Genomic DNA, 26,722 nt, shown 5'->3' with positions numbered 1-26,722 from the left:
AACCTGGGTGGTGTCGGCGCTTCCATCACTCACAACCAGCTCCACGGGGTAGCGGCCCTCCGCCTCTACACCCGGGGTGCCACTCAGGGTGGCGGTGCCGTCGCCGTTGTCGGTCAGGCTGGCCCAATCTGGAATCGTGGGGGCTGTAAGCGTCACTGCCTCACCATCCGGATCAGAGGCCTGAACCGTATAATTATAGGCTTCGCCTTCTTTGGCCCCTGTGACCGGACTGGAATTAAAGGCCGGGGGCCTGTTCGTATTACCAACCGTAATCGTAAAGGATTGGCTGGCCGTAGCCGTACCGTCGCTGACTTCCAGTTCTACCGATACCTCGCCCATGTCATCGGGGCCGGGGGTACCGCTCAAGGTCGCCGTGCCGTCACCGTTGTCGGTAAAGGAGGCCCAGTCAGGGATCTGCGTAGCTGTAATTGCCAGCCCATCACCATCGGGATCAGAGGCAATAATCTCATATTGATAGACTTGTTGTTCTTGGGCTTTTGTCACCGGAGAAGAGTCAAAACTCGGCGCGCGGTTCGTATGGTCCACGGTAATGGTAAAGGATTGGGAGGCGGTGGCCGCCCCGTCACTAACCTGCAGCTCCACCGCATGGTCCCCGCTATCCTCCGGGCCCGGCGTTCCTTCAAGGATGGCGGTCCCATCGCCATTGTCGGTGAACGTAACCCAATTCGGTACCGTCGAGGCCGTAATCGTCAGCCCATCGCCATCCGGATCAGAGCTGGTAATGGTATAAGAATACGTCTTGTTTTCTTGCGCTTTGGTCCCCGGGCTGGAGTCAAAACTCGGAGCTCGGTTGGTACCCGACACCGTAATCGTAAAGGATTGCGTGGCCGAGAGGCTCCCGTCGGAAACGGTGAGTTCGATAGCTACATTGCCTGCATCCTCGGGGCCGGGGGTGCCACTTAAGGTTCCTGTGCCATCGCCATTATCGCTCAGACTGGCCCAATCTGGAAGCTGTGCGGGGGTAATTGTCACTGCGTCCCCATCCGGGTCAGAGGCCTGAACCGTATAATTATAGGCTTCGCCTTCTTTGGCTTCGGTCACCGGACTGGAATCAAAGGCCGGAACTCGGTTGGTGTTATCCACCGTGATCGTAAAGGACTGGCTGGCAGTATCGGTGCCGTCGCTGACCTCCAGCTCGACATCAGCCTCACCCATATCCTCCGGACCGGGCGTACCGCTCAGCGTCCCCGTACCGTCGCCGTTATCTTGCAAGCTCGCCCAGTCCGGGATCTGCACCACCGAAAAACTAAGTCCGTCCCCATCCGGGTCCGAAGCCTCAACAGTGTAGCTATAAGCCTCTCCTTCTTTAGCCCCCGTCACCGGACTGGAATCAAAGACCGGGGGCCTGTTCGTATTACCAACCGTAATCGTAAAGGACTGTGCGGCCGATAGTTCACCATCGGAGACTTCAAGTTCTACCGTATAATCCTGACTATCATCAAAAGCGGGCGTACCGCTCAGCGTCGCCGTGCCGTCGCCGTTATCTTGCAAGCTCGCCCAGTCCGGGATCTGCACCACCGAAAAACTAAGTCCGTCCCCATCCGGATCCGAAGCCTCAACGGTGTAGCTATAAGCTTCTCCTTCTTTGGCCGCCGTCACCGGACTGGAATCAAAGACCGGGGGCCTGTTCGTATTATCCACCGTGATCGTAAAGGACTGCGTGGCTGATAGTTCACCATCGGAGACTTCAAGTTCTACCGTATAATCCTGACTATCATCAAAAGCGGGCGTCCCCTCCAGCGTCCCCGTACCGTCACCATTATCCGTCAGTGTTGCCCAGTCTGGAATCTGTACGGACGTAATAGTTAGCCCGTTACCATCAGGATCAGAGGCTTCAATAGTGTAGCTATATGCCTCTCCTTCCTTGGCCCCCGTCACCGGACTGGAATTAAAGACCGGGGACCTGTTCGTATTATCCACCGTGATCGTAAAGGACTGCGTGGCCGATAGTTCACCATCGGAGACTTCAAGTTCTACCGTATAATCCTGGCTATCATCAAAAGCGGGCGTCCCCTCCAGCGTCCCTGTACCGTCACCATTATCCGTCAGTGTTGCCCAGTCCGGGATCTGTATGGACGTAATAGTCAGCCCGTCACCATCAGGATCTTGAGTAGTTATTTGATATGAATACGACGCATTTTCCTCGGCTGCTGTAACCGGCGAAGAGGTAAAGGAGGGCGCTTCATTAATGTCCTGCTCGGCCTGCAATTCATAGGCGCCCATATCAATACGCTCGATAGTACCACTGTATACGCGTGGAGCTCCAGTCAAATCCAGCGGCGAGGCCGGTCCATTAGGGAATAATGCCAGATCTGTATCAGGATCACCAGCATTCACGGCCCCACTTGCGGCGGTAAGCTGTAACCCGTCATCAGCGGTTCCGAGCTGGTTATCAGCCCCGTCGGGATCGCTGCTATCTGCAAAATTGGGATCAGCGACGATATTCGTACTGTTCGCAAAATTGACGCTATTGCCACTGTCGTCGGTATAGGTGGTAGAAGAGCTACTGCTGTTGGTAATGCCGCCGCTTCCTCCTTCTACAAGCGTGTAGCCGATAACCGGATTTGCACCACTGCCCCGGTTGTAAATCTGCTGTCCGCCATTGCCCGCACTATTGCCATGTAAAATCGTATTCTGAAGGGTAGTTGTTACAGCTCCGCCGTTAACAACATCATTGACCAGCCCGCCTCCATCGGCGCTGGCCGAATTGCCCATAAAGGTGGCGTTGATGATCGTTGGGCTGCTTTCTCCGCTACTTCCACCGCCTATACTATAGACTCCGCCCCCGTTGGAGTCGGAGCTATTACCGGTGAACACCGCGTTCACAATCTGAGGATCGCTGGTTCCATCACTTCGTCCGTCGTTAAAGATAGCCCCGCCATCCCGTTCGGCGTGGTTGCCGGAAAAGGTGGCGTTGGTGATGACCGGGCTGCTCTGGCCGCCGCTTCCATTGTTGTAGATAGCCGCCCCATTACCGTCGGCACCGTCAAACAGGCTGCGGTTGTCCCGGAAGCTCACATCGGTTAATATGGGATTACTGGCCCCACCATCGCCATCGTTAAAGACTCCCGCACCGCTGGCGGCACGATTTTGAATAAAATGGACATCGGTAATAACGGGACTACTTTCTCCACTTGCGGTTCCAGAATTGTACATTGCGCCGCCCAGTTTGGAAGCGCTGTTATAGCGGAAGGTGTTATTGGCAAGTGTAGGACTACAGGTGCTTCCCTGGCCAATGCAAAACAAGCCGCCGCCCGAATTATCAGGAAAACTACCATCATCGGCCTGCCCCCCACTGATGGTAACACCATCAAGTACTGTGGCTGAAGTAATAGGACTACTTATTCCATCCAGATAGACCACGTGGTAGCTGTTATCGCCGCGGTTGGTCTCCGGGAAACCGTCCCCATCGCCATCACTGTCATCCCCGTTTAAGTTCCCAGACAGCGTAACCACATTGGTGGCCGGATCACGTTGACTGAGAGTCGACTCTCCTCCGGCGAAACCGCCGTATATTTTGAGACCGTCCTCGGCGCCTGTCAGGCGGAAGCTGGCCGACCGGTCCGTACCATCAGTGGGTTTGTAAGTTCCATCAGCAATCCAAATTTGGAGTGGACCGTTGGCCGACACCCACTCATCACGGGCATAGGCCAACGCTTCGGTCAGGGTCAGCAGGGCGTTGGCCCAGCTATCCCCGGTCTCTTGCCCGCCACTTACATTTTGATCCACATACAAAATACCATTGGCATCGGGCCCCGTGGCAAACAGGCTCATCGTAAATTGAGCCGGGGCTCGAGTATTCCCAGCACGGTCAGCCAGCGTAAGGGCAAAGGTCTGTTCCCCCTCACCCGAAGGGGCCGTCCATTCTGTATTGCGAATCAACGCTTGGACACGCGCCGGTGTGGTATCCGAAGTATTAAAGTTGATGGTCAGGTTATTCCCGCCCTGGCCGTCATCAGTAGCATGAACCGTTCCAATGGACGTCCCGCCCACAGCAATCGTCTCGCCGGCGGCTATAGTTCCATCTCCACCGGAAGTAACATTGGTCCCATCTACGCTAAAATTGCCATTAGCCGTATTATTTGCATCCCTGTCAACTATTTCGAGATATCCACCGTTAAAGTGAGGAGAATCCATATCACTTACCGTTGTATTTCCTCCTTCGTCTATGCTTTTCGGAGGATCACCTGCTTCCAAATCCACCGTATCTCCATCCAGCAGGGAAATGAGCGGTGCTTCTTTGTCAATGGTGTATGTTTCGGTAAGCTCTGGGGACGCATTACCGGCACCATCCACAGCGATGGCTTTCAGCGTGGTGGTAGAACTGATAGTAATAGATCCAGCATACAGCGTACTGGCGGTGGTGGGGGTACTACCGTCCAGGGTGTAATAGATGGATGCACCACTTTCTCCGCTAAGCGTTATTGTCTGATCGGTGGTATAGAGGCCGCCGGATATATTTGCTGTAGGCGCGGAAGGAGCAGGTTCAGCCCGGTCATAGTAATACAAGGCTCCATTGCCAGATGCAAAAGGGTCTGGAACCACGAGATCTCCCAACTCTCGGTTAGTACCTAACCCAAAAGGATACTCATCAAGTCCAATTCCAATAACCAAACCATCATGGAAAACGGTTGGCGTACCAGAGCCATCGGTATACTTGACAACATCATATTCATCATCATCATAATCACTCGGTGTTCCTTGATTATCATAAGCCATGGCAAACAGATCACCGTGCCCATCTACTGCCAAGCCTGTGTAGTACTCTCCGCTATCAATTACAGAAGAGCTATATCCAGGGCTCGTCAACTTATATATAGTACCATCGTTACTACTACTGGAAAGATCCGATACAACATAGATATTGTCTTCTTGATCTATGGTTAGTCCCCGGGAGTAAGGAGATTCCATTCCCAGACCACTAAAGATAACAGTAGTACTATACGAATTCGATACATCGTATTTTACGACTTCATATGTTGAAGAGCCATCATATTGCGCTACAAAAATGTCATCATTGGAATCGATACCCAAAGCAGAATAATAATCTCCGGATGCGATTACCGTGGAGGAATAACCATTAGAAGCGTCTAATGTAATAATTTGCCCATTAGTAGGCCCTCCATCAAAACCATCGAGAAAATACACATCACCATTAGAAGCAATTTCAATATCAGTGGGATATGAACTATAAGAGACTCCATGATATAAAACGGTTGAACTGGAGTAGCCGGGAGCATCATATTTCACCACGTCATAATGATCATTGTCAGAATCATATTGAAGGGCATAGATATTAGCATCAGCATCAAGGGTAGCTGCGGTAGTATATTTACCGGTACTGATGGTGGTTTGGGCAAATGCCGCTTGAGTTAAAGCAATTGAGAATACAAGCGTTAAAAGCGTGGCTATTCGTTTCATGATGGATTGATATTATTTAGCCTGTAGATCTGAACTATTTTTGTGAATCATGCGATTGTCCGCCAAGCCCCGTCTGTAAAATAATCTTGACGTCATCGGTTGTATCAACTTTTTAAACAGATACCCCTACCAACGTACTTTAATACAGGCATCAGTGCAGTAAAATGATATATTCTAATCAGGATTAAACACAAAACAAGGGGTTGAACCATCCTGACGGTACTGCTTTACGGATGTCATTAAATATCTGGTGGTTATACGCTAAGCGTTTTCCTTTAGCGACAATATTTTTGGCAATGGTTCCTGAAGATGATTTTACCCTGGTAATATTGACTTCCGGCAGTGTAAAGCCTGAATCAGGGTAAAAATCTCGCTCTCCCCGGGGACCTATGACATGCTCTTCCTGCAAGAGGGTTTGTACTTTTCCCCAGTCCCTTTTCTTCATGGAGGGGTAGATTTCTCTGAACATCATTCCCGCTTCGTAGCCAAGCAATGCAAAAATATTTACCGGCTGGCCCGTAGTTTGCTGGAACTGCTGTTTAAATATTTTATTTGGTTTCGAATTTCGGGCAGGATCGTACAATGAAGAAGAATAGCATTGAATATCAAGATCTTTAACATCCTGCAGCCACTCATCATACATCATATGTTCGGCAACAATCAGTGGAATTTGACCATTGAGTCCTTCTTCCACCCATCTGGTCAAAAAATCATTGCCCCCTTCACCCGTAAATATGGCATGGACAAATGGCGGGGCCTGATCCTTTATTTTTTCAAAAAGGGCGTCCATATCTAAATCATGAGGGTTTTCTTCATCAAACGGAAGTACCGAGAGCAGCACCTCTCCCCCGCCGCCCATACTAAATCCCTTTTGGAAGGCACTGTGTAAATGATACCCCGATTCCAGTAGTGGCATGATCATCATTCCGCCCTCTCCGTATTCCGAGCGGGCCCACTGTCCTAAAGCAAACTCTGATTGCCACAATTGGTTGGAAGAGAAAAACGTATTGGGACTCAGATAATCGAAATAAGGGATATATTCCCCCGAATCGAAGAAAAACCCCAGTTTGTCACGACTTTCCAGCATGGGTACGATCTCCGGCAGCACCGCATAGCTGATGAGTCCCGAGAGCATATCCACTTTATCAAAATTTATCAGCTTTCGTACAGCATCCTTTGTTTTTTGCACGCTCCCGGTATCGGTGTAGTGCGGTACAAACTTAATTTTATCTTGCTTTAAAGGATCCTCTCCCATCCCTAAGAACAAACCGGCTAATATGTGTTGCGAATAATTGGGATATAAACTTGAATAGGGATTGAGAAACCCAATTTTGATCTGCTGCTTCTGAAACATACTGAGATAGTTTGTAAGATCTGAATTCAAAGGTCCTGGGGATGCAATATTCCCCAGGACTATTATGATTACATCAGTACCGTTAACTTCTGGAAGGGAATACCCCCTGCATGCAGAAGATGTAATTAATAGCCGTTACCGGTTGAAGAATGGAAAATGGCTGTCCGCCACCCGTTGTGGAATTAGTAATATTACCGGTAACATCGCCCCCATGTAACGTTGTGTCAGCCTTGGAAGATTCGACATAGGTTTTGGCTGGTTTATTACCAGGGCCTGATTTATCAATAACTCCCTTTGCTAACACTTTATTCGGTCCGGGTACATTGGTATCCCCTTCTGTTTCACTGCTTGCTGCAACCGAAGAGCTCAAATTTTGTGTGTTGGCGGCATGGGTGTGGCCTGGCATCTCCAATACCGTTAGCCTCTGTTCTTCGGTTCCCGTGCGAGTACCTTGAGGATAGTGTTTGGTACCCGGGCCTTGCCCATATCCAATAGGGGCTCGTCCTCGCAAATCAGGCAGCGCAAATGTTGTACGCCCATCACCTCCGTAGGTTGTTCCAATTAATGAGAAAACAGCCGTGTACTGAGATATGGCGATCATTTGTCCTTGGCATACTGCCCAGCCTCTTGGAGCCCAGCTTGGCCCCCAACCGATAATTGAACTAATTAAAAAATCTAACATAATATTTGTTGTTTAATCGTTTGAATTCTTTCTATTAAAAGCAGTTGCAAAGCATTCTATTAATTGTCTTCAGGCTTTTCTTTCGCCAGTTTTAATCCCGGCAAAAGAATATCTAAAGCCTCACCGTTTATGGTTTTGACCTCAGCATTGCCAAATTCATTGAAGGTGATGTTGAATTCTCCGTTACCTTCGTAGCGGGCATATATTTCATTCCCCTGGTATTCAAAAAGTACGCCCCACGTTTCCTTTAAGGATGGATAACCGGGAATCTTTTTCTTTGCCAGGTCCAAAATATTGAAAACCGTAAGTCCCTTTCCGTCTATAACATGATGGCCCTTTATTTTGCCTGTAGAATGGGTTCCCCCTTTAGCAGAAATGGTAGTCGAGTCGAACTCAATATCTGCTGCATAATTATTAGTAATATGTAGTATAAACATGATCTGTAATGATTAATTGGAGTATTAGTCGCTTAGCCGTTGTTTTCTTATTCTGTTTAGATGACGATTTAAAAGTCTGTTTTTGAGGTGTATTCATCAACGCATGATCATGTAGTTTTTATTATTTGGTTGTCACAAGCCCCAAAAATTGCTGTAAACCCCAAATTCCTTTATCAGTTTATAGTTGGCTTATCAATACCAAGGCAGAAGATAATCCTTCCCAAAGATCCTTAATTTTTGGGTACCCCATTCTCTATACAAAGTTTAAACTTTGCCTCCATTATTTAAAGTTGACCCACTCTTTCCCTATTTGGCAAAAGCAGATGGGTCAACAGGTATAAATCAATAAAAATACATTATATATTTTTATTTTTGCTTCTCAGTAGGTTCGTCGTATTTAACATCGCCCACATCATCTTTAAGATTCACAACTCGAGTAACTACATAATCCTCTCCACGTTTGACCACTGCAAATTGACTATAAGAAGTACCAGAAGATTCATACGGCGAGGCCTCAATTACACCGTCATCCGTAAATATTCTTGCTGTAATTTTTGTCAATAGACAAACTCCCCGACTCTCAGCTTCCCATTCCTGTCCAGGATTAATTTCATAGTCATCATTTGAGCAAAAGACTGATGCATACTCTACTTTTCCGCGGATAACATGCCTCGTACTATTTGAAATTTTCACCAAAGGGTATCCCATAATAATTATATTTGATTCATCTCCTACTCTTATGGCTTTTCGGAATTACGCCCCGTTTTTTTGTGTGGGTTCTGAACTCCACAATTAATGTCAACACAAAAGAACTACATATTTGTACTAACACTAATACCTTAGCTCAATGTCTGTATATGATATTATTTATTTCATCATTATATACATAAGTATCTCATATACCTCTTATATTTTTTCAATTATTTCTAAAAAAATATTAACTATTTCAATCTTTTATATTGTTTCAATAATCTTTAAAAACATCCCAAAACTATGATATTACTATTATATCCTGACTTTTGCCGATTTATAAGGGTACGAATTGCTACAACCTAACTGAACGTCTCTCATTGTTGATATACTTAACCCAGCGTATTTAACAGCTTACCAACCATCCAAATACTTTATATCTTCGGGTAAGTAACAACTCTACAATCTGTTTGAGGCCTTTGCAAAACCTCTGAAAAAAGCTGTCATTGTCCGTGACTACTCGGGACGATGACAGTGGGGGTTTGCAAAAGCTCCGGCTAATAGTTTTTCATGACATGATATAAATAATATTCTACTACTATTTATTTTATCCTTTGAAGGGCTTAAAAAAATATTTAGTTTATTAATAAATAAAGGTATTTATATAAATTAGACGGCTACATGGGGACCTTGCTACTTGTAATAGGTATGCTATTGGGGAGTTTTATACCTACTCCTTCTGCCGATTCATCGGAATATTTAGTTCGTAATTACACGGTAGCAGATGGATTACCTGTTAATTCGGTTAATGGTATTGTTCAGGATAATAATGGCTATCTATATTTTTCTACTATGGATGGTCTCGTCCGATATGATGGGTATGACTTTGTTTCTTTTAATTCAAGTAACAGTCCCGGCATCAACAACAACCGGTTGGTTGATATGCTCAAGACAAAGTCGGGCACAATATGGATGGTCGGCGAGAATGGCTCCTTAATATCTTACCGTCAAGATCAGTTTAAAACATACCAGCCCGCCCCCAACAGTATAGGCAGGGAATTGTTCCTTGAAGAAAGTCCCGATGGAGAAGTGTGGCTTGGCAGCAATTCCGGTATAGCCCTATATAACCCTTCCAAAGATCAATTCGACTATCGCCAATCCTCCTTGATATCGGTCGAAGCTTTTTCCATTGAACCGGTTACCGGTAAGGCAATGTGGTTAGTTAACCAGCAAGGGTTAATATACTCGGCAGATGGCAAGACACAACTTGTATTAGCTGCTGCCGATTTTCCAATTCCTGTAGAATCTGTTACACAACTAACAATTGACAAAAACGATCGGCTATGGATATTAGGAAATGACGGCTTATTTTGCTTAAACCCATCGGTTGACCAACCCAAAGTCATATTTCACAAGGAAAGAGAAAAGCTTGAAGGATTAAGTATCGACGCTAAAGAAAATGATGAGATTTTTCTTTCTGCTCTGAGTGGATTTTACAACATAGATATAGAGCAGCAAAAACTTAACAAGCTTCCCATTTCTGTAAATACGCTGCCCCGAAATCCTCCACATATATTCCAAAGAGAATCAAAAGAATCGATTTTTATTGGTGACGATGAGGTTGTTATAGACGGTCAAGCCGTATTTAGAACGACAGAAATTCAGGCTGGCTTTTTGGATCGAGAGGGATCCTTATGGGTCGTATCCAGGACGGAAGGGGTCTTCCAAATTCGAAAAAGTTTTATAAAAAACATCTCATCTACACTCAAGCATCCTGTAAGCAATGTATATCCTATTATCCAGACCGCCGATAGCACTATTTGGGCTGCCAGTATGCGCGGGGGGATTTTTCAATTTAAAGATTCAACCGTCACTTCCTTACCCCCCCCGGAAGGCATGCCCAGCCTGGGATTCACTAAAGCCTTATCTAAAGATACTGATGGTACCGTTTATGCAGCGCTGGGTGGACGGGGACTGTGGAAATATTTTGATGAAGAATGGGAAGAAATTGGTTTATCTGATCGGGATATACCCTATCCCAAATCTATTATTAATGCCATGTATCGTGACCAATCGGGAAGATTCCTCCTTGGCATGATTGGCTTTACCCGTATTCGGGAACACAATCAGGACACCTTTAAGGTGCTCCGGGATGCGGCCGGGAATAAATTAAAAGGCGCTCGAGTAATACGTGAAGATCATAAAGGCACTCTGTATCTGGGCACCAATGGGGATGGGTTGGTTTTACTACCACGCAATGGAACCTTTAATTCAATTGGCCAAAGGGATGGGCTCGGCAGTAATTATGTCCGGGATATCTACCCCCAATCGCGGGATACGGTATGGGTTGCCACAGAAGATAAGGGACTAAGCCGTATTATTTTTAGCGATAGCTATGAGATACAGTCTATGGCCCGTGTTACCTCCAATGATGGATTAATCAGTAATTCGCTGCATCGCATCATCAAGGGACCATTTGACTATTTGTGGATTAGCTCAAATGGCGGCATTATGCGTATCGCTCAGGATGCACTCAATAGGTTTGCAGATGGCCGCTCAAATTCACTCCCGCTCATCAGTTTCAATGAGCGCGATGGCATGCTTAACCGAGAGGCAAACGGCGGAGTGCAATCTGCTGGTATTTTAACGGCTGAAAATAAACTTTGGTTTCCAAATCAAACGGGCATTACCGTTATCGATCCCGATGCTGCCAGCCTTAAGGCCGACCTGGAGGCTCCTGAGCCGATAATTGAACGAATTAATGTTCAAGATACTGTCTTCGTTGCAAGCACTATTTCCGAACAATTAATACCAAAAGGAGAACGAAATATTAGCTTTAAATTTACCGCTCCCAACTTTGCCAATCCCGATAGACTGCAATTCAAATACAGGCTCTCGGGGATCAACCAACACTGGCAGACCAGTAACCAAGGGATGGAAGCAAGTTATACTAACCTGGATCCCGGCACCTACCGTTTTGAGGTTGCTGCTGAACGCATTAACGGGAATCGATCTATTTCTTCGGTCTCTGTCACTATCCCGCCCTTCTTTTATGAGACCAAGTGGTTCTTTCTACTAATAGCAATCGCTGCAGGCGCCCTGATGTATGGAGGGTATCGATACCGAGTGGGCGCCCTTAAACGAAGGAAAAACATCCTGCAGAAGCAAGTTAACCGTCAAACTCAGGAACTGAAAAAAGCGGCAGAACAAAAGTCGCGTTTTTTTACGGGCATCACCCACGAGCTTAAGACCCCCCTTTCTCTCATCCTTGGACCGCTTGATAATCTTATTGAAGCTAATGGCCGCCTACCCGCATCCAAGAACCAGTATTACCTGGAGATGATGCAGCGAAATGGAAATCGACTCAAAAATTTAATTAATCAAATATTGGATGTTTCCAAGGTTAATGCTGAGGCTCTTAAATTAAAAATGCAGCCTGCTGACCTGGAAGCCTTTACCATGCAGATCGTTGGACAGTTCCAGTCCATGCTCGATGAGCAGAAAATGTCCCTGGAGATCAATGAATCGAACCTGACAGAGCCGGTCTATATCGATGCTGAAGCTTGGGAGCGAATCATTATAAACCTGATGTCTAATGCTATCAAGTATAGCCCTGAGGAGAACAAAATCGTTCTTTCCTTTCATGAAAAAGAGCAGTCTGTACAAATACATTTGCGCGATTTTGGTCAGGGAATTGCCCAACACGAACAGAAACAAGTATTTGACTATTTATACCAGGCAGGTGATAATGCCCAGGCAGGTGGAACAGGTATCGGCTTATTTTTAGTACAGGAACTTACTGAAAGGATGGGTGGAAGCGTTGAACTAAATTCTGAGCTCGGCGAAGGGACAGAGTTTATTATTACCCTTAGAAAAGGCACTACTCACTTACAAGAAACGACTAACATCATCCATGAGCCTATTACCATACACAAGCCCAACTCTGACAGCCAGTCATCCCCGGCCTCAGCAATCAATGAAGAGCAGCCAGATATTGAAGATACAAAGCATATTTTAATCACCGAAGACAATCTCGACTTCCGGAATTACCTGCAATCCGTCATCGCTAAGAAGTACCGTGCCTCTGTGGCCCAAAATGGTCGCGAAGCCTTGCAGTTGATGGATGATCTAACACCCGACCTTGTCATCTCTGACATTATGATGCCAAAAATGAATGGGTTTGAGTTTGTAGAAAAAGTACGTAGCAGTACCAAATTTAAACAGCTGCCGGTTATCTTTCTTTCCGCGAAGAATACCGATCCGGATATTGAAAAAGGCCTCTCAACCGGGGCCGACATTTATCTTACAAAGCCTATCCGAAGCCAAACCTTGCTTTCTCAAATAGCTGCCGTCTTCCGCCGCGAAAACATACTGGCACAAGATGCCCAAGCCGCGCCAGCAGCTAATGAATCTGAATTGGAAAAAGAAGTGCGGGAAATCATTTTTCGACAGTTGGGCAATCCCAATTTAAACATCGGGATGATAGCCGATGCACTCTATCAAAGTCGCTCCAAACTATATAGGGAGTGGAAAAAGGTAAGTGATTTTACGTTAAATGAGTTTATCATCAAAGTGCGTATGGATGAAGCCCGTGCCTTAATTATTGAAGAACAGTTTTCTGTACAAGAGGCTGCCCGGGCTGTTGGCTATACGGATGCCAATTACTTTTCTACCAGCTTTAAAAACACTTTTGGTAAATCCCCTTCTGAAGTTTCCTAAGTCCTTATCGATTTCTATCTTGCCCCTCTTCCAAGTTACATTGCTCTCCCTGGCAACACTCTTGAACGTTTATCCCACAGGCTGCACATTGCCCATGACCATGAACCCAAATAAGTGGAGCTTCAGAGCCACAATACTGACAGCGACGTGCAGTAGCCTGCTCCTGTTTTTGTGAAGAAGAGGTTTGCTTGCTCATCTTAAGATTGCGTTAATTCTTCGTATACCAAATTTAGATTATCCGGCAATGTCCAAAAATCGGCATAGAGAAATTCCTCAAAGCCAGTTAGCACCTCAACACTTGTAATCTCTTCCCTGGATTTACCTTGCTCCAGTCCCTGCTGAACGTGCTCTACCAGTGCAGCCAGGTAGTTACGCATTACGGTGATATCCTGCTTGCCCCCGGTTACACCAAAATCGGATTTCCCATGTCCAAAGATATACTGTACATCAGCTGGATATTCTTCTTCAATTGATTGCAACACTTTAATCCAATTTTGGATGGAGGCGCCTGCCGGACGATCGGTATAGGGATTCATCCGATTGAAGACAAGATCACCGGTATGCACGACATTAGCTTTCTCAAAATAAATAACGGCATCTCCGCTGGTATGGGCCGGACCAAAATGATGAGCATGAACTGTTTCATCGCCCACATCCATCTGCCAACGCTCGGCAAAGGTAGTAGTAGGATAAGCGGACTCCTGATTCCCTTCACCTTCTTCGGCAGACTGTGCCATCAACATAGGAACATTCTCGTGCGCTACCATCTTTTCGGCTACGCCTTTAAAGACCGGATTTCCTGAGGTATGATCTCCATGGTGATGGGTATTAATCAATAAATCCAACGGATGGTCGGATCGGTTACGAAGACCGTTCAAACAGTTTTTAGCTGTCTCTGGAAATTGGGAATCTATAATCACCATGCCATCATCGGCGGCAAGCCAGCCGATGGTACCGCCACGTTCCGTAAAATATCCAACATTACGCCTGAGGGGAGTAAAATTACCGGTTGTTCTCCCCCAGAGGTTCTTAAGAGGAGTAGCGAGCCCTGCCGTTAAAAAAGATGAATGAATTAAAAATTGTCTCCGGTCCATAGTAGATTGGATTAGTTATATTTTGTATCCCGATTTGTGTAAAGCCAACGTCTTTATTGGATGCTATAATAATAACAACCGGGCACAAAATCATACCTATACCGCCATATCATCCCGAATAAGTAATAAGATGGCATTATGAGGACAAATAAGATATTTTTCGTCTTCAAACTCTATCTCGTGGGTTTGACCTTTCAGAAAAATTGCCAGGTCTCCCTCTGTTGCCTGCATGCCGATATATTTGGTCTCACTGGTATCTTTCCAGGATTCGTCAATTTCATTTGAGGGAATAGGATAACCTGGTCCCGTTTTAATGACATATCCGCTGTGGATATCCTCTTTTTCTTGTACAGTTGCCGGTAATACAAGTCCGCTTTTTGTCCGGGCTTCCATATCACGTGGCTTAATAAGCACACGGTCACCGACTACAACAAATTTATCAACAGAGTTAAGGTATTCTTGAATCATTCGTACTACAATTTCGTGAAACAAATATAATGAATACCATAAGTTAACTTCTTTACAGAACAATCTGAACTAATGATTTCATCCGCAAAGCCGACCAAATATGGATTTATCCAACAAACTGTGTGTCGTTACCGGCGCTAACTCTGGTATTGGCAAAGAAACCGTTCGGGCTTTTGCCCGGCAGGGAGCTTATGTTGTTATGATATGCCGGAATGAACAGCGTGCTGAACAAGCACGCCAGGAAATTATGGAAGATACTAATCACACGGGGCTGGAAATTGTTTTGGCAGATTTGGCCTTACAGTATGATATTCGAAAAGCGGCCGAAACGATCAAAGACAAATTCGATCATATTGACATTCTGGTAAACAATGCCGGTTTTATACCCCATAAACGACAAGAAACAGCCGACGGCATCGAAAAGACCCTGGCCGTCAACCACCTTGCACCTTTCCTGCTCACAAACTTACTGTATAATCATCTCAAAGAATCCGCTGAAGGTCGAGTTATAACGGTCTCTTCGGAGGCCCATCGACTCGGAGCTCCTGTTTTTGATTTCCAGAACCTTCAACTGGAAGAACACTTTGCCCCGATGAAAGCTTATGGACTGTCCAAGCTTTGCAATATCATGTTTACGCATCAACTGGCTAATCGCGCACAACATAATTCCGTTACGGCAAACTGCCTGCATCCCGGTGTTGTTCGTACCCAGTTAGCTGAAGAAGCCAGCTTATTGATGAAGGCTTTTTACTTCCTTGGAACACCTTTTATGAAATCGGCTAAGCGGGGTGCGCAAACATCTATCTACCTTGCTACTTCTGATGAGGTTAAGGAAATAAGTGGTAAATACTTTAAAAACAAAAAGGTGACTAAACCAGCTTCTATTGCTTACGACAGGCAAAAGTCTGAACGACTTTGGAAGATAAGTGCTGAGCTAACCGGACTATCCTAATACAAAAAATCGTTTCATCCTGATCTTGCGCGATCGCCAGATCAGGTTATCGATCTCCTCACCACTTATATCGTTGTTGCCAGTAGTTGGCTTGGATGAGGTTTCTTTAATTGTTCCAAGCTCAGCTTCCTCCATATCCAGATGTTTTAAGAAAAGTTTCAGTTGCCCTCTCAAATAATCAGAATAATTTTCTTCCAGAATTTTGATAACCTCGGGCCATAACGTTGCTTTTGTTGACCATTCGATACCAAGCCCAATGGCATTTTCCGGAGCATCTTCGGCTAAGCAGATATCCAGGCAGGCTTCAATAGTATTCGGCAATGGCTCATGACGCAACAACTTTGGTCCCAGATTATCCTCTTTGGCACGTGGAAAAAAACTTTTCCACATTTGATTGGTAAAAGGATGATGATAATACACCTCGCAACTTTGTGTGTTTCTGCGAAGTTGCTTCATCTCCTTAACTAACGAAAGCTGTTTGTTATGATCTATAATGTACATAATAATACCTCATCCTATCCTGGCACTCTCTTTATGGCCAATCACAATATATATTGGTTATGCAATGGCCCAATACAACCACCTGTGGATACATCTATTCAATAACCCAGATATTTCTATGGGCTTATATTAATAATATGCTTTTTTTGTTCCCAAAATAAAGAACAACTTCGCATACGTTCTATACACGTCCCCCTCTGCCAAAGATAAGAGAGATAACAAATAAGACCAGAAAGATATAAAATAGAATCTCAGCAATACCTGCCGCGGCCCCGGCGATGCCTCCAAATCCTAAAATAGCAGCTATAATGGCAATAACAAGAAAAGTGATCGTCCAGCGTAGCATAATCCCCTCCAAATAATTTATGTATGTTTATTTTTTCGCAGCACGTGTAATTAGAAGACCTGCAATGAGCACAACAACCGATACAACGATGGGTACCGGATCTCCCTTGCTTACAGCAACGTCTACTCCGAACGCACTGAATGTTTCAGAATTATTAATATAATTAATTCCTGAATAAATAAATCCAACCAGCCCTACAATTGAAACGACAATACCTAATATTTTCATGTCCAACTGTTCCTGAGAAAATTAATTTTTAATTAAAACAATTTCATAACCTTTACGTTTGCATACTAACAATTAGTATGGTGATTAAGTTTGATATAACAAAACTAAAAAATAAATTACCTGTTGATATAGGTAACTCACAAAATCGGCTCGGGTGATGAAGGCTGGACCAGATAGCTACGAACAACAACGTTTAGTTTACAACCAACTGATTACCTGGAGTATGCTCGGGGTTCTCATTTTCTGTTGGATACCCCCGATGACTGCTCAATCGCTTTTTAAGGAAGGTGAGGATTGGTACACCCGGCGGGCATCTGGAGCTGATTCTTTTCGCACCTCTTCAACTAATATTGACAAAGCAATAACAGCATTCGAATCTACTGAACAGGAAGAAGATGACGGATACACTCCACAGCCGGCTATCAACCTCCTGCAGGCCTATTATTTTAAAGGTATTTATACCGATATAGATGGGAGCGAGCAAAAGAGAGCTTTTGATAAAGCTCGCGCCCTGGGCGAAAAGATGCTTGAGCAATATCCCCAATCGGCCGCCATCTGGTATTGGTATTGTAAAAACCTGATTGAGTGGGACCGCATGCACAACCTATGGCAAACGAGCATCGACCGTACCGATGGCAAAATGCGTAATGCCGCCCAACAAGTAATAGCGCTCGACTCCACCTACCAGGAGGGTGGCGGCTACCGTCTGCTGGCCCAAATTCATTACGAAACGCCAAGCATACTGCTTGTTAAGGGATGGCCATCCAAAGATGAAGCCCTTAAACTCATCCAGAAAGCTATGAAAGTCGCTCCCAAGAATCACGCTAACCAGCTATTTTATGCTCGCATGCTCCTGCACTTTGGCCGCAATACGGAAGCAAAGACCCAACTGCAGCATATTCTGGATATGAATCCACGCGACTCTCACCTTGTGGAAGATCGTTATCTAAAACACCAGGCCGAACATTTATGGCAGCAACATATTGAACAGTCGGGAGAAGAAGAATAAAAGATATCTTTCTTAATCTATCGCCGTACGCTGCGTATCACAAACTTGACAATATCACGGCTCATATCTTCATCTTTTAACCGTCCCGTACCTTCAAGCCGATCGTTATCGGTCAGTTTTAACCGCCCTTCATAGGCAACCTCTAAGCTGTTCTCCTCATGCGCAGGATCTTGCAGGTACAGTGTTATATCGTACAGGTCTTCCTGCAGATAGGCGGCCTGTTCTTCTGCAGATAGCTCATAAGCAAAATCAAGAATAGGGTCGTGGAAGCCACCCCCGGTATCAATAGCTGAAAATTCGAGCTCAATATCTTCCGGCTCGTCCAGCGGCCAGACCTCTCCATCAATTTCCACCTTCGTAATAACTACCGTTGTCTGTTGCTTCATGCTGCATGAAAGAATTTGCTTTTGAATTCATTGGAAATTATATACTTGCAGTAACGGATACAAGAGCTAAACTTGTGATTAGGGGATTTAGCAAGACCAAGCATTTGGATCCGCTTAAAGCCTAACCTATAATCGACTCGAAAACTATGGACCGCAAAAACTTCTTTGCTCTTAGCTCAGCAGGACTTATTGGCAGCATTTTTTCTCAATATACCTCTCCCTCTGACGACTCGCCACCCTCCGCGGATAAGCGGTACCAAGACGGACGGAGCCCCTGGCCCATCTGCCTGGATACAGCTACTATACGCCCTGCTTCACTTAAAGAAAAAGTTGCTATCGCTGACGAAGCCGGCTTCGATGCTATAGAGCCATGGGATGGCGAGCTGGAAGAATTTGAAAAGAATGGCGGTGACCTAAAAGAACTGGGACAGGAAATTAAAGACCGGGGGCTTTTTGTACCCAGCGTTATTGGCCTTTGGAATGCGCTCCCTCCTACTCGTTCAGAGTGGGAAAAATCCCTCAAAGGTACCCGCCGACGCATGCGGATGGCTGCAGATATCGGCTCAAATCATATCCAAACAATACCCAACACTGTGGGCGAAGACTATGATTTAGGCTGGGTGGCCGATCGCTACTATGATATCATTGAAATTGGAATCAATGATTACAACGTCAAACCCGCACTGGTCTTTGTAAAGTTTTTCCCCCTTAAAACGCTGGGCGAAGCTACCGCAGTTGCGCTCAATGCCAACCACCCCGAAGCGCGGGTTATCCCCGATACGTATCACATGCATATCAGCAAGGGTGGTTTTGAGGGACTGTCTATGCTCAATGGCAATGCCATTGCCATTTTTCAGTTCGCTGATGCTCCGAACGCACCATCTATAGACCAGCTTGAAGATAAACATCGCGTCTTTCCCGGCGATGGCGTGCTCCCCCTGCCCGATATCTTGAAAGATCTCAAACAAACTGGATTTAGCGGCTGTGTTTCACTGGAGCTTTATAATCCCAAGTACTGGGATCAGGATTTACAGCAGGTAGCAGAGACCGGACTCCGCAAAACGCTGAACGTCATTGAAGAAGCTGGCGTCTGATCAATAGATATAATCAAGATCCAGAACAATGAGTGATAACCAAAAAGAATGTCCCGGCTGTGCCATGATGGTTGATCGCGATGCAGAGGTGTGCCCGATCTGTGGCTACGAATTTCCCCAACAGTCCACCGGCATGCAGGTCATGGTGTGGGTGATGATCATCCTGCTGATCTTCTTCTGGGTGTTATGGTAAAAGCTGTGTTGACTGGATGAAACCCTCAAAAACAATCATACAGGTCATCATTAGTTATCTCCCTTATTCTGGGTGTAGTATATCATAGAGCACCATCATTGATATTATTCAACTACATCCCAACGAGTTACATATCATAACCACTATGACCATCCCCAACCAATACCTCCCACTACTTCTCCTTTTGCTGATCCTTACCACTGTTCCCGCTCACGCCCAAACAGAAGTAAGTATTAAAGCCGGTGCACATTACTCAAATATAATTTTCAAAGACGCCTCGGGCGATGGTCAAGACACTCAATTTAAACCCGGCTGGCAGGTTGGGATCGCCGTTGATATACCCCTCGGCCGTGCTCTGCTCTATACCTACAACCCAATCTACTCTATGCCCGGAAAGGCTTTACACATGATGACAGCTGGTTTGCCGGTACCGGTAATGACTTTAAAGTATCTGCTAACTATATAGAACTGCCTCTCAACGTGCTATATAAACCTTCACTGGGTAACGGACGATTACTAATTGGCGCGGGACCCTACCTCGGATATGGAACAGGTGGCCAGTGGGAGGCCGATGAAAATATTGTGATAGGCGATATTATTCATGACGATCATGGGAATGTCAATTTTAAAAAGGATATTGCAGATGGAGAGTTCGGTGATTACTTATATGGAAAGCCCTGGGATTATGGTGCCACTATTATAGCCGGATATGAATTTGCCGATCGATTTTCGGCCCAGTTCAATCTACAGTTAGGATTGGCAAACATAGAGCCCAATATCGATGGCTCACCCCCGGAAGACACTATACGGAACATAGCCTTTGGTATATCTCTTGGATATAAGTTATGAGAAAGCACTTGATGTTTCCCACAAGCACAGACTCTTATCCTGGTAGAGCCCCTCGCCTTCTGTACAGCCTTCAGTGATTATCAGTTGGGGGTCGGGCAGATTGAAAGGTTCTACCTGCAGGTTCAGCGGCCGCCAATCTCCAGTGGTGATATCTTCATTGGTTTTGCATAAGGGAAAAGTTGTGGTCAAGAAATAGTCAATATTGTGGGCGTTAATATTCTGCAGGGCTTTCCGGATGTGCTCCAACGAAAAGTGGACCAAACAATCGCGGCACAGCAACAGATCAACCTCGGGCAGCGGATCGGTCGTAATATCCAGTGTAGTAAATCGGCGCTGAGCATTAGCATATTGCACCCTGTTATCAGCAATAAGCTCCGGCACAATATCAGCCCCGATGTAGGAAGTGACCGGGAGATCCAGATGTTGCATCCAGCTGAAATCACCACAGGGCAGATCAAGCATAGAATTTATATTGTACTTCCGTAGAAGCTCCGGAAGCTTAGTAAAAAGCTTTGCGGTCTGTTGCCGGCTGGAGCCCTCCCCCGATAGCGACTCCTCTCCCTGCCAGTGATTGTTCTGATGGATTTCTTTAAAGGTATCCTGCATCGATAGCCCTTCACCTCCCTCTTTCTTCTTTGCAAAGTGATGAGAATCAAAGGAAAGATGTTGGCGACGGTTATCCATAATGGCCATGATGTTGTTAATACATTAGACGGGCAATATATAAATTATAACAGATCATGAGTAGTCATCAGAGCCTAATACTCATCGGATGAGTGAAGTGCTTTTCTGCTAACGAGCCCAAAGACATCTCTGACAGAGACCACCTTAAACCGGATCGTTAATGACAGTGCTGGTGTGCTTTCGACCAGCTTTTTCCCGGCGGACAATCCGGGTTATCCGAACCACCGAAAAGAGCCATTCCCAAAACACCCAGACCCAGAATAACCACGATAACAAGGCCGACCATCTGAAGCTTTGATTTTAGTGAAGAGTCGTCGTTACCAAGGCAACAATTCTTATACTTCCGTCCGCTCCCACAGTGGCACGGATCGTTTCTGTCGGGTTTATTAGCCATAGTCTTTAATAGGTTTAACGTTGGTGAGTAAAATATATAAATATTAACAATATACCTGACCGTCTCTAACCCTGCTGGTCCAAGTTTGCAACTTAGGACCAAAACTTTAGACTCATGATCTATTGATCTATGACGGGCTTGATACTGATCCAAATTGCCTCGCCAAATCCAGGGCGCCTGTGTGTGTCTAAATCTCAAGCTGTCTTATTCTTCTGTTTGATTATAAGCCACTCCATCTGTACCATAGATAACGGATAAATAAGAGTAGATTATGATAACGACATTCTTCAAACCTAAAGGAGCCGAGACTTTTTCCACCACTCAACTGTATAAGTGTATGCAAAAACTTCTTTTATCGACCTTGTTGCTGTTATTACCCTCAGTTCTATATGCTACCTCCCCGGCAGATTCCCTTAAACCACGAATCCTTGTGCTGACGGACATCTCACCCAACGATGTGGAGCCCGATGACATGGAATCCATCATCCGGCTGTTCGTGCATGCCGACCTGTTTGAAATTGAAGGGCTGGTGGCAACCACCGGCTGGAGCAGTAGTGGTGATAATGCTGATTGGGTGCATCTGATTCACAATGCCATCGACGGCTACGAGCAAGATTTGGCCAACCTGCAGAAACGGTCCGGGCAAAGGCAGTTTCTGCAGGATGAGTCTCAACAGAACATCGGCTACTGGCCCAGTCCGGACTACCTGCGGGCTCGAACCGTCGTGGGAAGCCAAACTCGAGGGATGGAGCATATCGGTGAGGGGAATGAGTCACCCGGCAGTAATCTCATCATCAAAATGGCAGATCAAGAAGATCCTCGTCCTCTTTGGGTATTAGTCTGGGGCGGAGGCAACACCCTGGCCCAAGCCATCTGGCAAGTGCAACAGGAGCGAACGGATAGAGAGCTCACCGACTTCCTGCGTAACCTACGAGCCTATACCATTACCGACCAGGATCGCAGCTACAAAGACGGCACGCCCTACAACATCAGCTCCCACCAGTGGATGCGCCGGGCGTTTAAAAAGGATCTGTTTTTTATCTGGGATGAAAGCGCGTGGAAGTTTCAGAATGGTACCGGTAAAAGCAATTGGAAGCAGTATGCCACCCATATTCAAGGTCATGGAACCCTGGGCAGCATGTATCCCAAGTACAAATATGGCGTGGAAGGCGATACCCCCTCCTTTCTGTATGTGCTTCCGAACGGTCTGAACAATCCCGAGCAGCAGGACTGGGGCAGCTGGGGTGGTTATTTTAAATGGGCGATGGGACCCGACCAGGAAACCTATGCCTATACCAATCATGAAGAAATAGATGCCCATGCCACCTCAACAAAATATTCGGAGCATTTCTACCCGGCCACTTTCAACAACTTTGCCGCCCGCATGGACTGGGCAGCTGAAGGTACCGGCAATCGTAATCCCGTTGCAGTGGTCAATGGAAACCGAGGACTGCCAGCTATCACCCTTTCTCCCGAGCCGGGGACTACCCTCACCCTCGACGGATCCGGCAGCTCCGATCCTGATGGAGATTCCCTGCGCTTCTCGTGGTGGGTACTCTCAGAGGCGGGCAGCTACCAGCAGGAAATCCCACTATCTGCCCCAAGCTCCGAGCAGGTAACCGTGCAGATACCGTCCGACGCGGCCGGCAAGAGCTTCCATGTTATATTAGAAGTAACGGATGACGGAACGCACAACCTGACTAGCTATCGGAGAATTATTATCAGTCCCAAAAATTAGGAACCTAAAATTATGACTTTTCTCATATCTTTTTGAGGCCATTTCATGATATAGTGCTTTCTACACTTGAAACTCTTCCCCATCGCTACCATGACTCCTCAGAGTGACAAAAAAACTAACTCCCGCCAGTATGAAACAACAAAGAGACGGTAGTGCATACAAGAATCCTCCTTCCCTGCTTACAGGGAAGGAGTTAGAGGATGGGTCACAATACTCACGGGTGAGTAACAGGTCATTGCCTTACGGTTTAGGCACTATCCATACCATATAACAATAGGATAACAGTTACTACATCCTGGAAGCTGTCAACCAAGCAAAGCCATAAACTAAAAAAGCCTCCTAACAGCTCTTGTAAGCTATCAGAAGGCTTCATAAGTCGGGACAACAGGATTTGAACCTGCGACCTCACGACCCCCAGTCGTGCGCGCTACCGGGCTGCGCCATGTCCCGAATTAGTGAATGCAAAGATATCATCATTCATGGCAAAACTCAACTCCAATTATTGCTATTCTACTGCCCCCACCCTATAAGTAATCGCTTTGCCCCGTTATCCTATTGTAACTCTCATCAACTTACCGGATATTATAATTTATAACTTGATATCAAGAAGATCTTTACTATATGCAGTTACCTTCTCTGGATTATATACTCAACCAATCCCAGTCTACCCTTTTGCGCTTCCCCTTCGTGTTGGCCTCTGCGGTACTGGCCTCTGGTATCGCTATCTACCTCACGGAATTACCTTACCAAGAGGTAGAAGACGTTCCTTTTTTATTTAATGCCATCATGGTACTGGTGCTCGGTATTGCTTTGTTTACCGGTCTGACGCTGGTTGCCGAAAAGAAAAAGTGGAATCCACTGCTGGTTAATGGAGTCGGGGGGCTGCTCCTAGTGGGCTATTATCTGCTGCTACCCGATGATCTGTACGAAGCTCCCTATAAACATCTGCTTCGCTATGTGCTCTATTTCATTGCAGTCCACCTGATGGTAGCGATCGGTCCTTTTTGGGAAAGAGGGAAAATGAATGGGTTTTGGCAGTATAACAAAACCCTGTTTCTGCGTTTCCTGACGGCCATCCTATTCTCCGGGGTGCTGTTCCTGGGACTTGCCATTGCCCTTGCTTCCGTTGAAATGCTGTTCAATGCCGCTATTGATGAAGAAACCTACCTACAGCTTTTCTTCTTTCTTGGAGGGGTATTTAATACATGGTTCTTTTTGGCGGGCATTCCTAAACCCCTGGATAAATTGGAGCGGCAGACGACCTATCCCCGGGGGTTAAAAATCTTCACCCAGTATATTCTTATACCGCTGGTCATTGTATACCTGGTGATCCTGTATAGCTATACGGGTAAAATTATCCTGGAATGGAGCTGGCCGGAGGGCTTGGTGGCATACCTGGTGTTAAGTTTTTCTATCGTCGGCATACTGGCTCTTTTGCTGCTACATCCCATTCGTGAGAATGTGGAAAATAGATGGATCAAACGATTTTCACACAGTTACTTCAGGGCCCTCATTCCCTTGGTCATCCTTCTTCTCCTGGCAATTTGGGTTCGTATTGATGAATATAGCTTTACCGTTAACCGGTATTTTGTACTTAGTTTAGGTATTTGGCTGGCGGGCATCGTTGGCTATTTTATTTTCAGCAAGGAGCAAAATATTAAAGTAATCCCTGTTTCCCTGACCTTGGTAGCCCTGTTTATTTCCTTTGGTCCCTGGGGAGCTTTTTCAGTTGCCGAGCGCAGCCAGATACATCGTCTACAGGGGTATTTACAGGAAAATAACATCCTGAAAGAAGGTCGCATCCACAAAACATCGGCCTCCGTAGACTGGGAAGATCGCCGGGAAATAAGTAGCATCTTACGCTACTTGGATAATACCCATGGCCTGGCGGGTATTCAGCCTTGGTTTGAAGAAGATCTTTCAGCTTTCACTGCCAATCCGGACTCAAGCCATCAGCCCCCAATCTACAATCGACCCGCACATATTGCCAGAGAACTGATGGGCATTGAGTATACCTTGAGTCCCGTACCGCATAATGTTAGCAGTCCTGTAATACGAAATTTTAATACCAAGTCACGGCGGCTTATTGAAATACAGCCTTATGACTGGCTGGCACAAAATATACAGATCCATCCTCATCAACACACTGATAGTCTTCAAATTGGAGACCAGACTTTTTTCCTTAGCCTGGCAGAAGACTCCTTAAACCTTCGGTTATCACTTGAGGATGAGTCGCAACAAGGCCTAACGCTACCGGTTAAAAATCTGGCTGATACTTTATTTCAGAGGTCTCCTTCTGAAAGCTATGGACTTTCGCCGGAAGAGATGGCAATTGAAGCCAGCAATGGTCAGTGGCAAGTTAAGGTATATTTCCGGGGCGTCAATTTCAAAGAGATGGAGAATACTCCACGCATAGAATCAGCTCGGCTGGACCTGCTGTTGAGCGTTAACTCTAACGATCACTAAAAGCCTAACTTTTAATATCAATATTGCCCTTTTAGTTACATTTTGCCAATCTTCGTCCGCTCCGATCCATCTCGCGGGAAAGTTTCGAGAGCATGACTAAGTCTAAATGAATAGCAATTGCTTACTTCACTTTTAAAAAAATGACATACTTCTATCACTTTTTTGAATGGACAAAAAAGTAACCAAAAGCATAATTCTTATAATTTGCTGTTTTTAATTAGTGAAAAGAAGAGACAAGACCCACCGGAAGAATTTCTGTCTGACGAGGGGGCTGCCTGCAAACCATTAACAACGGTAGTGTATTAGAACAGCACCGAGGAGTTAAATTCTTCTTGACCTTTTATTAACCTTTTGGGTCAAGCCAAAAGGTGATAGAAAGTTAGGGTAAAGATTTAATAAAGCATTCCTCCAGCTTGTCTGGCTCTGCCCTTCGGAAGAGGTATACCATAGAATTGTTCATGCGCGGAAAAGGACGTAAAATACGAAAGAGGAAGTTTTAAAAATAGTTTACTTTATTCTAACAATTTGGATCTAGATCCAAATTAAAGTGAATGTATCCCAATGAATGCTGTTAGATTAGAATAAACCGATCAATCCATACTTTCACACAGCTCTATCAACACGCCATGGTTGTCTTTTGGATGGACAAAGGCTACCCGTTTATTATCAGCGCCTTCTGCAGGTTTTTCAGATAAGAGCGTGAAGCCTTCTTCACGCAGGCGATCAAGCTCAGCCTCAATATCATCCACTTCAAAAGCTATATGATGCATACCCTCGCCCTGTTTGCCAACAAATTTGGCAATAACAGAATTGGGATCCGTGGCGCCTAAAAGTTCTACCTTGGCGTTATCCCCGGTCTTAAAAAAAGCCGTTTCTACTTGCTGCTGTTGCACCGTTTCCCGCTTGTAGCATGGTGTTCCAAGCAATCGTTCGTAAGTAGAAATCGCTTCTTCCAGATTTTCAACTGCTATGCCGACATGATCGATATGCTTCATG

General features: G+C 45.7%; 24 protein-coding genes, 1 tRNA gene and 1 pseudogene. 10 read left to right on the top strand and 16 right to left on the bottom strand.

The features are described from left to right. The 5 genes from J6I44_RS09775 to J6I44_RS09755 form a co-directional block, all read right to left on the bottom strand. Positions 1–5,442, bottom strand: a 5,442-nt coding sequence (locus J6I44_RS09775) for a putative Ig domain-containing protein (RefSeq protein WP_265765905.1), incomplete at its 3' end; no start/stop codon positions are given. Between the two features lie 184 nt (positions 5,443–5,626). Further along, a complete protein-coding gene (locus J6I44_RS09770) occupies positions 5,627–6,796 on the bottom strand; it encodes an ABC transporter substrate-binding protein (RefSeq protein ID WP_265765904.1) in 1,170 nt (389 codons plus the stop codon). A gap of 82 nt (positions 6,797–6,878) precedes the next feature. Next, entirely contained in the window at positions 6,879–7,478 is a 600-nt protein-coding gene (locus J6I44_RS09765) for a phage tail protein (protein WP_265765903.1), read from the bottom strand. 59 nt (positions 7,479–7,537) lie between these two features. Further along, a complete protein-coding gene (locus J6I44_RS09760; protein ID WP_265765902.1) occupies positions 7,538–7,915 on the bottom strand; it encodes a hypothetical protein in 378 nt (125 codons plus the stop codon). Between the two features lie 366 nt (positions 7,916–8,281). Beyond that, positions 8,282–8,623 carry a hypothetical protein gene (locus J6I44_RS09755; RefSeq protein ID WP_265765901.1) on the bottom strand — a complete coding sequence of 114 codons (342 nt, stop codon included), beginning with the start codon at positions 8,621–8,623 and terminating at the stop codon, positions 8,282–8,284. Positions 8,624–9,286: 663 nt separating this feature from the next. Here J6I44_RS09755 and J6I44_RS09750 point away from each other — a divergent pair. Continuing rightward, positions 9,287–13,324 (top strand): hybrid sensor histidine kinase/response regulator transcription factor, encoded by a 4,038-nt coding sequence (locus tag J6I44_RS09750; RefSeq protein ID WP_265765900.1) that lies wholly within the window; start codon positions 9,287–9,289, stop codon positions 13,322–13,324. Positions 13,325–13,328: 4 nt separating this feature from the next. On the opposite strand, the gene J6I44_RS09745 is transcribed toward J6I44_RS09750, so the two are convergent. From J6I44_RS09745 to J6I44_RS09735, 3 genes are all read right to left on the bottom strand, one after another. Continuing rightward, positions 13,329–13,520, bottom strand: a complete 192-nt coding sequence (locus J6I44_RS09745; RefSeq protein ID WP_265765899.1) for a hypothetical protein — start codon at positions 13,518–13,520, stop codon at positions 13,329–13,331. A 1-nt stretch (position 13,521) separates the two neighbouring features. Beyond that, positions 13,522–14,418, bottom strand: a complete 897-nt coding sequence (locus J6I44_RS09740) for an MBL fold metallo-hydrolase (protein ID WP_265765898.1) — start codon at positions 14,416–14,418, stop codon at positions 13,522–13,524. A 96-nt stretch (positions 14,419–14,514) separates the two neighbouring features. After that, positions 14,515–14,886 carry a co-chaperone GroES gene (locus J6I44_RS09735; RefSeq protein ID WP_265765897.1) on the bottom strand — a complete coding sequence of 124 codons (372 nt, stop codon included), beginning with the start codon at positions 14,884–14,886 and terminating at the stop codon, positions 14,515–14,517. A gap of 100 nt (positions 14,887–14,986) precedes the next feature. Here J6I44_RS09735 and J6I44_RS09730 point away from each other — a divergent pair, with 100 nt between their 5' ends. Next, positions 14,987–15,838, top strand: a complete 852-nt coding sequence (locus J6I44_RS09730) for an SDR family oxidoreductase (protein ID WP_265765896.1) — start codon at positions 14,987–14,989, stop codon at positions 15,836–15,838. Here the strand turns inward: J6I44_RS09730 and J6I44_RS09725 are convergent. From J6I44_RS09725 to J6I44_RS09715, 3 genes are all read right to left on the bottom strand, one after another. Next, positions 15,830–16,339 carry a hypothetical protein gene (locus tag J6I44_RS09725; RefSeq protein ID WP_265765895.1) on the bottom strand — a complete coding sequence of 170 codons (510 nt, stop codon included), beginning with the start codon at positions 16,337–16,339 and terminating at the stop codon, positions 15,830–15,832. The two genes, J6I44_RS09730 and J6I44_RS09725, sit on opposite strands and share 9 nt — an antisense overlap. Positions 16,340–16,520: 181 nt before the next feature. Beyond that, positions 16,521–16,685 (bottom strand): DUF1328 domain-containing protein, encoded by a 165-nt coding sequence (locus tag J6I44_RS09720; protein WP_265765894.1) that lies wholly within the window; start codon positions 16,683–16,685, stop codon positions 16,521–16,523. Positions 16,686–16,712: 27 nt separating this feature from the next. Continuing rightward, entirely contained in the window at positions 16,713–16,913 is a 201-nt protein-coding gene (locus J6I44_RS09715; protein WP_265765893.1) for a hypothetical protein, read from the bottom strand. Between the two features lie 157 nt (positions 16,914–17,070). On the opposite strand from J6I44_RS09715, the gene J6I44_RS09710 reads away from it, so the two are divergent. Further along, positions 17,071–17,922 (top strand): tetratricopeptide repeat protein, encoded by an 852-nt coding sequence (locus J6I44_RS09710; protein ID WP_265765892.1) that lies wholly within the window; start codon positions 17,071–17,073, stop codon positions 17,920–17,922. Between the two features lie 17 nt (positions 17,923–17,939). Here the strand turns inward: J6I44_RS09710 and J6I44_RS09705 are convergent, their stop codons facing one another. Beyond that, on the bottom strand, positions 17,940–18,308 hold the full coding sequence (locus J6I44_RS09705) for a hypothetical protein (RefSeq protein ID WP_265765891.1): 369 nt from the start codon (positions 18,306–18,308) through the stop codon (positions 17,940–17,942). Positions 18,309–18,454: 146 nt separating this feature from the next. On the opposite strand from J6I44_RS09705, the gene J6I44_RS09700 reads away from it, so the two are divergent. From J6I44_RS09700 to J6I44_RS09685, 4 genes and pseudogenes are all read left to right on the top strand, one after another. Then, positions 18,455–19,402, top strand: a complete 948-nt coding sequence (locus tag J6I44_RS09700) for a sugar phosphate isomerase/epimerase family protein (protein WP_265765890.1) — start codon at positions 18,455–18,457, stop codon at positions 19,400–19,402. A gap of 28 nt (positions 19,403–19,430) precedes the next feature. Next, positions 19,431–19,595 carry a zinc ribbon domain-containing protein gene (locus tag J6I44_RS09695; protein ID WP_265765889.1) on the top strand — a complete coding sequence of 55 codons (165 nt, stop codon included), beginning with the start codon at positions 19,431–19,433 and terminating at the stop codon, positions 19,593–19,595. A 145-nt stretch (positions 19,596–19,740) separates the two neighbouring features. Beyond that, positions 19,741–20,061 carry a hypothetical protein gene (locus J6I44_RS09690; protein WP_265765888.1) on the top strand — a complete coding sequence of 107 codons (321 nt, stop codon included), beginning with the start codon at positions 19,741–19,743 and terminating at the stop codon, positions 20,059–20,061. Beyond that, a pseudogene (locus tag J6I44_RS09685) lies at positions 20,022–20,444 on the top strand (outer membrane beta-barrel protein); the annotation flags it as partial. The gene J6I44_RS09690 and the pseudogene J6I44_RS09685, both read left to right, overlap by 40 nt. Here the strand turns inward: J6I44_RS09685 and J6I44_RS09680 are convergent. Beyond that, positions 20,439–21,128 carry a class I SAM-dependent methyltransferase gene (locus J6I44_RS09680; protein ID WP_265765887.1) on the bottom strand — a complete coding sequence of 230 codons (690 nt, stop codon included), beginning with the start codon at positions 21,126–21,128 and terminating at the stop codon, positions 20,439–20,441. The pseudogene J6I44_RS09685 and the gene J6I44_RS09680 overlap by 6 nt on opposite strands. Positions 21,129–21,285: 157 nt before the next feature. After that, complete coding sequence (locus tag J6I44_RS20850) at positions 21,286–21,522, bottom strand: SEC-C metal-binding domain-containing protein (RefSeq protein WP_350356687.1); 237 nt, start codon at positions 21,520–21,522, stop codon at positions 21,286–21,288. Positions 21,523–21,859: 337 nt separating this feature from the next. Between J6I44_RS20850 and J6I44_RS09675 the strand changes: the two genes are divergently transcribed. Together J6I44_RS09675 and J6I44_RS09670 are read left to right on the top strand one after the other, a co-directional pair. Then, the gene (locus tag J6I44_RS09675; protein WP_265765886.1) at positions 21,860–23,260 is read left to right on the top strand and encodes a DUF1593 domain-containing protein; all 1,401 of its coding nucleotides are present in this window, start codon (positions 21,860–21,862) and stop codon (positions 23,258–23,260) included. Between the two features lie 130 nt (positions 23,261–23,390). Continuing rightward, positions 23,391–23,531 carry a hypothetical protein gene (locus J6I44_RS09670; protein WP_265765885.1) on the top strand — a complete coding sequence of 47 codons (141 nt, stop codon included), beginning with the start codon at positions 23,391–23,393 and terminating at the stop codon, positions 23,529–23,531. Between the two features lie 105 nt (positions 23,532–23,636). On the opposite strand, the gene J6I44_RS09665 is transcribed toward J6I44_RS09670, so the two are convergent. Continuing rightward, positions 23,637–23,710 (bottom strand) — tRNA-Pro (locus tag J6I44_RS09665). A 171-nt stretch (positions 23,711–23,881) separates the two neighbouring features. On the opposite strand from J6I44_RS09665, the gene J6I44_RS09660 reads away from it, so the two are divergent. Further along, positions 23,882–25,726, top strand: a complete 1,845-nt coding sequence (locus tag J6I44_RS09660) for a DUF4153 domain-containing protein (RefSeq protein ID WP_265765884.1) — start codon at positions 23,882–23,884, stop codon at positions 25,724–25,726. A gap of 590 nt (positions 25,727–26,316) precedes the next feature. Here the strand turns inward: J6I44_RS09660 and mce are convergent. Next, the gene (mce, locus tag J6I44_RS09655; RefSeq protein WP_265765883.1) at positions 26,317–26,721 is read right to left on the bottom strand and encodes a methylmalonyl-CoA epimerase; all 405 of its coding nucleotides are present in this window, start codon (positions 26,719–26,721) and stop codon (positions 26,317–26,319) included. Position 26,722 lies beyond the last annotated feature (1 nt).

Source organism: Fodinibius salsisoli (genome assembly GCF_026229185.1).
In the GTDB taxonomy this organism is placed as follows: Bacteria; Bacteroidota; Rhodothermia; order Balneolales; family Balneolaceae; genus Fodinibius; species Fodinibius salsisoli.
This window is presented reverse-complemented; position numbering and strand designations above follow the sequence as displayed.